The sequence below is a fragment of the Psychrobacter sp. genome, from assembly GCF_018260395.1.
GTDB lineage: Bacteria > Pseudomonadota > Gammaproteobacteria > Pseudomonadales > Moraxellaceae > Psychrobacter.
Map to the genome: position 1 here is coordinate 1 of NZ_JAGLBC010000216.1, position 2,457 is coordinate 2,457.

The 2,457-nt window shown below is 43.1% G+C and carries 2 protein-coding genes; both read left to right on the top strand.

Features of this window, described 5'->3' with window-relative positions:
• Positions 1-1,739: CRISPR-associated helicase Cas3' (cas3, locus tag QZ265_RS10575; RefSeq protein WP_296405985.1), on the top strand; the 1,739-nt coding region annotated here is incomplete at its 5' end.
• A 405-nt stretch (positions 1,740-2,144) separates the two neighbouring features.
• Positions 2,145-2,457 (top strand): type I-E CRISPR-associated protein Cse1/CasA (gene casA, locus QZ265_RS10580; RefSeq protein WP_296405986.1); only part of this gene is annotated, 313 nt, incomplete at its 3' end.

The following is a 2,457-nucleotide window of genomic DNA, read 5'->3' on the forward strand; positions in this document are numbered from 1 at the left end:
CATCCAGTGCTAGTACTGAATCGACGTCCACGCCGTCTTTGGTTTTAGCACATGGGAGTAAAAACATGAATGATACCTTTCAGCGACTGCTGGCGAATGCTAATGACGATAAAAATACTCAAAAAGGCTCTGAAGAAACGGGCGATAGCATTAACAGTCAATGCCATGCTTGGTTTGCCAGCAGCAATAAGCGGGCATTATTGGCAGATATAGGCGTGGGCACAATAGACCAAGCGTTAATGGCTGCTTTACCTAAAAAGCATCAGCCGTTACGCTTATTTGGGCTGCATCATAAAGTATTGATATTTGATGAGGTGCACAGTGCTGATAGTTATATGTTTGAGTTATTGCAATCGCTGTTGCAAGTCCATCTGCATCAAGGCGGGCATGCTATTTTACTCACGGCAACGTTAAGCCTCGATAAACGCGAAGCATTGGCTAAATTGTGGTTGGATGCCGAGCAACTTGAATACAGCACCGAGGCGGTTGAAGACAAAACCCAGTGTGACCATTTTCCACTAGCAACGCAGGTTATCGCTGGGGCAAGTGACGGTGTTGATCTAGTCAACGAGGTGGCTATTACTAGCCCAGAGCGGGTAGCCCGTTGCTTAGCGGTCGATTTTATACATGCGCCTACGGATGCCGTAATTTATTTGGTGACAGCGGCGCAAAACCAGCAATGCGGGGTATGGGTGCGCAATACAGTCGCCGATGCGATTAATGCTTATGATGACTTGTTAGCCGCAGGTATAGCATCTGATAATATATTACTATTTCACAGCCGCTTTGCCCTAGTTGACCGCAAACGTATTGAAAACGAGGTTTTAGCATGCTTTGGCAAGCACAGTACCGCCAAACAGCGTGCCGGCAAGATATTGATAGCTACACAAGTATTCCAAGAGTCGCTAGATGCCGATGCAGATGTGATGATTAGCGATTTATGCCCGATTGATTATATTATTCAACGCGCGGGCAGGCTGCATCGACATCAACGGGATGCGAGTGGCAATAGAGTCGTCAATGCTAAAGCGCAAAACAATGATTTACAGCACTCTGTTAGACCAAAGCCCACGCTAATGATATTAGCACCAGAATTTACTGAAACACCCATTGATGACAAATGGTATAGCAATGTCTTTGCCAAAAGCCAATACGTGTATCAGCACACAGGCCAACTTTGGCTCACCATGCGTATTTTAATGCAGCAACGCTGTCTTGATTTGCCCAAGGATGCCCGTTTATTGATTGAATCCGTTTATTCTAATAAGGCGCAAGAGTTAATCCCAGAGGTACTACAAGCAGCCAGTAAAGCCGATGTTAGCCAACAAAACCGCAAAAAGTATAGTGCCAAAGATATGCTTATCGATTGGCAAAAAGGCTATAGTAAAGAAAGTCAATCTAGGTGGTTCTCTAATGAAACGACGGCCAATAGTGAGGTGGGTACTCGCTATCAAGAAATGCCAACGTGTGAGGTGGTTATTTTAAATACGGCAACGCTTACAGATAGCTGGCTATCTGCTGCTGAAATTTTTTATGCTGATTCTAGCGACTTTGCCATCGAATTAAGCACACTCAAGATTAGCGAAAAAATGGCAGACAAACTGGCCAAGCTGCCAGATGGTGTGCAGGAGCAACTTAAGACACGTTATCGAGGACTGAATTATAAAAGGTTATGGATGCCTAGCAGCGATACTAAGTTTTTGTATGATACGAATAAGGGATTGATTGAACTGGCATGAAAATCCCCACCTTGGTGGGGAACGGTTTTCTGACTTCGAAAGAAGCGGTTCATCCCTATATAACCAATGTTTCAACTTAATTTTAACAAGAGCTTCTATTTTGGGAATAAGAATTATACCTCTCTTTAACTCTTGAAAAATAAAATAAAATAATTTCTGATTGGAGTTCGAAAGAAGCTTCGAATAAATACCTTGTATCTTTATTCTAGCTAAGCTATTATTAATTCAGTTGCTTAATTACTGACTTAAATCCAGTTGTTAAGTAGGGGTATAGATGAAGAGTCTTTTCTTTTACTTTACTTCATGCTTAACTTTTTACTGTAGCCAATCCCGCTTTCCGCTAATATCTTAGCTAGCACAGGTTTAGGAATTTGCATTGCCACGACAAAAAAAACAGGACGTTATATGAATATTATCACGGATGCATGGCTACCCGTCGTCACCCAAGACGGTCAAAAAACAAAAATTACACTCGCCCAATTATCTGACCCTAACATTAAAGAAATAGACTTCCCCCGTCTGGACTTTCAAGGTGCAGGATACCAGTTATTGATTGGGCTATTGCAAACCACCTTTGCCCCCAGTGACCGTGAGCAGTGGATAAATTTATACGAGTCGCCACCCTCTGCTGAGGCTTTGCAAAATGCTTTTCATCCAGTTATTCATGCGTTTAGCTTGACGGGAGATGGCGTTGCTAAAGGTGCCCGCTTTATGCAGG